Here is a 5,115-nt window from a genome sequence, read left to right on the forward strand (position 1 = left end):
CCAATAATATCATAGAAATAGCGCGTGATATCGCTATTTGGTCGGGGGTTGCAAAAAACAATCTGAACGTTCTGACCTATATTATTGAACAAGGATTCCCCATCAAACAAAATCCTGTCTGGATTGACCCATACCCTGACTCTATCGTTTACCTCCCTTTCGATACAATGAGAAAGCTGATAGATAACTGCAACCCACATTGCCCGGACCTGTTATTCGTCAAGGCTATTTTCGCTGATACCGATCCTCGATTTGACGCTCTTTCCGAGATGATTTTAACTTCCAGAATAATTAATGAAGGACTGTTTCAGGAAGCAATCGCACAAGCAATACCAACGGTTTCTCATCAACGATTGATAGTTTTCTTTAATTACCTCCGTCGTGCATGTAATACCATGAATTTGATTGAAGACATTGGCAGGCATCACTTCGAGCAACACAGAAGCTCTAATCGTGGCGAGTGCAACAAATATAAAAACAGCATCATAATGGTCTTTGTCCTTGAAGCTATTGGACAACAATCAAGGGAAGAAGCCCGTAAACTTATGGGTTTATTTTGTCAGGATGAACAGCAATTGATTGCCCTGATTGCGCTTTTGGGAGGACTGCACCAATCCACCGAACTATTGCAGGAAATGGGAATTTCCGTCACCAGACAGGCGTTTGAAGAAGCATCTGTTGATTTAAACAATTCTCCTTTTCTTATGGCCAAAGAGGCTGGTTTAACCAATGAACGATTGTTCGTCAAGACAGTGAATCGAATAGCGCCGTTTTTATGGCGTTTGCCCAATACAAACGGCCGACTGTTGTGGCAAGATTTACTGTCTCCAGAAAAGACAGCAATGTCGTTTATCCATCTTGTCATGGAGCAAGTGGCCATTTGCCGGGATGGATTTTATGAACTAAAAAATTGGTCAGGTCCGAACTTTAAACATGCATTAGCTCTGAAAGATGTAAGCCTGTGGGCAGCACAACTTTTTATAGTCATAGCGGTTGACACCAATTTGGCAAACAGTACAGGTCTTTTACAGGAAGATGCCCGGTACTGTGAGACATGGAATATCCTCATTAACAGGGCGAAATGTTGCAATGGTCTCACCCGTCCCGATGATTTCATGAAATTCATGGACTGGCTTTTGCTAGATGGCCTGTCATGGGTTCGACTGGAATCGAATTACCGTGAGAAAGAGGCAGCCTTGTCAGGCAGGCAAAAAAGTTATCGCCCGGACTTGTGGCCCGACTTGTGTCCGGGTTCATATAATGAGCCTTCGACAACATCAGCATCCTATGGGTATCAACAGGTTGTAGAATATGCCAATCCCGTCACTACATTACACTTTGACATCATGGAGTCATTTCTACGTCTTGCCCCCCCCGGCCATCGAATTCATGTACTCAATAACTGGTTAAATAATCCTGATTGTGCAAAACAGCGAGAGACCTTATTTTGCAGAGCTGTCTACCCCATCAATAACATGGGATGTCCTTACATTTGGCAGATGTTGTTATCACTGGATAAAGATTATCAACCACAGGAAAATCAGTTTGATAATGTCTGGGAAAAATCGGGCAATTCACAGCAGTGGACAGCGCCTCCCCTGACAGCATCATTATCGGGCAAACCTACAGGCGTATACGGGCGTACGCTGGCAATTCAGCGCACGGATGGTGGCTGGGATTATCTGAAATTTCTCAGCGATACGGAAAAACCGGAAGCACTGGCAACAGAGGGTAATAAAATCAGCCTGATGGCGGCCATAGCCAGCCAGCATGGCTTGAAAAGCTCGATTCCCCAAGTGGTCGGCAGGTATCGCTGGGATCAAACTGATCTGGCGACATTAATTCCTCCAGCCAAAAAGGCCAAACTGGAGGAGAAGTGTCGCTATATTGATGGCCAGACAGGTTATTGCCTTCATCTGCAATCAACAAAAGATGCGCCTTATCATTTATACCCCTGCGATCTGGATCCAGTAACCAATGCGGATCAGATTTTCGAGGGACTCTATAAGTATGCCCATGATTGCGGCGTGTTATTCAGTTACGGATTATATGCTCCGGCGGTAATGGCTGCTGACCATGACTCAGTGACTAACCGAAAACACCATGTCCTCTCATCTTATGTGGGAGCCACTAGCGAGGGGCGGTTGCTTCAGTGGAAAAAAGCGTCAGAACATCCCAATGTGGGTCCGGTAGGCATGCGGGATTTCGGCGATACAAAAAGTATCATTGAGCTGGGTGAGGATTATTTTTTCTCCAAAAGATATCAGAAATTTCTCGATTTTGAACAATCAGAGGATCGAGCCAAAGTGGCATTTTCAGAGCTGGCAAAAAATGCCCAGGGGCTGGTATTGCAATATGCTCTTTGCTTTCAAAAACAGTTCAACTCGGGCAATAGAGCGACCATGTTGAATCATGAGCGTAACATAAAGACTATTCTGACCATTGTGTTTCACAAGGCATTCCCTCAATTCACCGAAGAACGCGTGGGTCAGGCCATGGATGAAGATGAACTGCTGTCACAGGCTGTCAGGGAGGTTAGCTACTGGTGTGGCCATGACGCCAGGTTCGTGAACGATATAAAACAAAACATTATTCCCAAATCGATATACCCTAACTGTTCAGAAACGACCAATATCGTTGATTTCAGCATATTCGAGTCCCGCGAACTGATTCCCGGCGTTGGTTTTGTTACAAGGGATAACGAGCCAAACCTTGGCGTTACTTTTGGTGCCAATCCATTGGTTACGCTGAATGCAGTGATTGTAAAGCTACTGGCTAAAGGAGCCTTGACCTCTCTGTGAGTTTAATCACGCACGCTGAGGTTTCATGCAACCGGCAAACGAACCCAACCCTCCATCAATACCCTGGCACTGCGGCTCATGATGGCTTTGGTCACCGACCATTGCCCATGATTAAGTACTGCCTCAGCCCCCACTTTCAAGGTACCCGAGGGGTGACCAAAGCGGATAGAGTTTCGTTCACCGCCACCGGCCGCCAGGTTGACCAGGGTGCCCGGAATGACAGCCGCCGTACCGATGGCCACGGCAGCGGTGCCCATCATGGCATGATGAAGTTTACCCATGGAGATCGCCCTGACCAGAAGATCAATATCATCTGCAGAGACTGCTTTGCCGCTGGAAGAGATATAACTTTTCGGTTTAGCAACAAAAGCGACTTTCGGCGTATGCTGCCGGGTCCCGGCCTCTTCGAGGCTGCTGATCAACCCCATCTGCAGTGCGCCATGGGCCCTTATGTTCTCAAACATGGCCAGCGCCTGCTTATCGCCATTGATCTCTTCCTGTCGTTCCGTTCCCTGGAAACCAATGTCTTCGGCATTGATAAAAATGGTGGGGATGCCGGCATTGATCAGGGTGGCCTTTAAGATCCCAACACCCGGTACCTCAAGATCATCCACCCGATGACCGGTGGGGAACAGTGCGCCCTCACCCCGGGCAGGATCAAGAAACTCCACCTGAATTTCAGCCGCCGGAAAAGTCACACCATCCAGGACAAAATCACCGGTTTCCTGTACTGCGCCATGGGTCATTGGCACATGGGCAATAATGGTTTTTTTGATATTGGCCTGCCAGATCCGTACCGTTGCCATGCCATTGTCGGGTATCTGCCCTGCATCAACCAGCCCGTTGCTGATGGCAAATGCACCAACGGCGGCGGTCAGGTTTCCACAGTTACCACTCCAGTCCACGAAAGGTTGATCAATGGCTACCTGGCCAAAGAGATAATCCACATCATGGTCAGGCAGACTGCTTTTCGACAGGATCACCGTTTTACTGGTACTGGACGTGGCACCACCCATACCATCAATCTGCTTATCGTAGGGGTCCGGACTGCCGATCACCCTGAGCAGCAGGGCATCGCGAGCCTTGCCCGGAACCCGGGCAGCAGCTGGCAGATCGGTGAGATTGAAAAAAACACCTTTACTGGTTCCGCCGCGCATATAGGTTGCGGGTACCCTGATCTGTGGAGGGTGAGCCATAGAAAACAGCTCCTTCTGTTATAGGAGTGTGGTGCTGGCACCGTTGATATAGGGCCAGCGTGAGAATGATCAGGCAGCGGATTCCAGGAAGTCCCTGGCAAAACGCTGCAGCACACCACCGGCATCGTATACGGATGCCTCTTCAGCGGTATCCAGACGACAGGTTACCGGTACTTCAATGGTTTCTCCGTTGCCACGGTGAATCAATAGCATCAGTGTGGCTCCCGGCATCGGCTCACCGCGCACATCGTAGGTTTCGGTGCCATCAAGCCCTAGTGTCTTACGGGTTGTGCCAGCCTTGAATTCCAGGGGCAATACACCCATGCCCACCAGGTTGGTCCGGTGAATACGCTCAAACCCTTCTGCCACAATCGCCTCAACTCCAGCCAGCCGAACCCCTTTGGCTGCCCAGTCCCGGGATGATCCCTGACCATAGTCAGCGCCGGCAACAATAATCAGGGGCTGGCGACGCTCCATATAGGTTTCAATGGCTTCCCACATACGGATTTCCTGACCTTCTGGCTCAATTCTGGCCAGAGAGCCCTGCTTCACTTCACCACTAGCATTCAGACACATCTCATTCAACAACTTCGGGTTGGCAAAGGTGGCCCGTTGCGCCGTCAGATGGTCACCACGGTGGGTGGCATAGGAGTTAAAGTCCTCTTCCGGCAGCCCCATTTTCGCCAGATATTCACCCGCTGCACTGCTGGCAAGAATCGCATTGGACGGTGACAGGTGATCGGTGGTGATGTTATCGCCCAGAATCGCCAGAGGGCGCATGCCTTTCAGGGTACGCTCACCCGCCAGAGCACCTTCCCAGTAGGGAGGACGACGAATGTAGGTACTCCTGGGGCGCCAGTCGTACAGAGGACTGTCGGCCTGCTCCGCCTTGCCCGGGTCAAACATGGGAATGTAAACCTGGTGAAACTGCTCTGGTTTTACGGATTCCGCAACAATGGCATCAATCTCTTCATCGCTGGGCCAGATCTCTTTCAAGGTGATGGGGTTGCCATCCTTATCAGTGCCCAGGGCATCCTTTTCGATATCAAAGCGTACCGTACCGGCAATGGCATAAGCCACCACCAACGGTGGCGAGGCCAGGAAAGCCTGTTTGGCGT

Annotated in this window: 2 protein-coding genes and 1 pseudogene; 1 reads left to right on the plus strand and 2 read right to left on the minus strand. The window is 49.7% G+C overall.

The annotated features are described in order from the left end of the window. Nucleotides 1-2,801, plus strand: a 2,801-nt coding sequence (locus tag KDK14_RS21250; protein WP_257267270.1) for a hypothetical protein, incomplete at its 5' end; no start/stop codon positions are given. Between the two features lie 23 nt (nucleotides 2,802-2,824). Here the strand turns inward: KDK14_RS21250 and prpF are convergent. Continuing rightward, on the minus strand, nucleotides 2,825-3,997 hold the full coding sequence (gene prpF, locus KDK14_RS21255; protein ID WP_257267271.1) for a 2-methylaconitate cis-trans isomerase PrpF: 1,173 nt from the start codon (nucleotides 3,995-3,997) through the stop codon (nucleotides 2,825-2,827). 69 nt (nucleotides 3,998-4,066) lie between these two features. After that, a pseudogene (locus KDK14_RS21260) lies at nucleotides 4,067-5,115 on the minus strand (Fe/S-dependent 2-methylisocitrate dehydratase AcnD); the annotation flags it as partial.

Source organism: Endozoicomonas sp. ONNA2 (assembly GCF_024606365.1).
Classification (GTDB): domain Bacteria; phylum Pseudomonadota; class Gammaproteobacteria; order Pseudomonadales; family Endozoicomonadaceae; genus Endozoicomonas.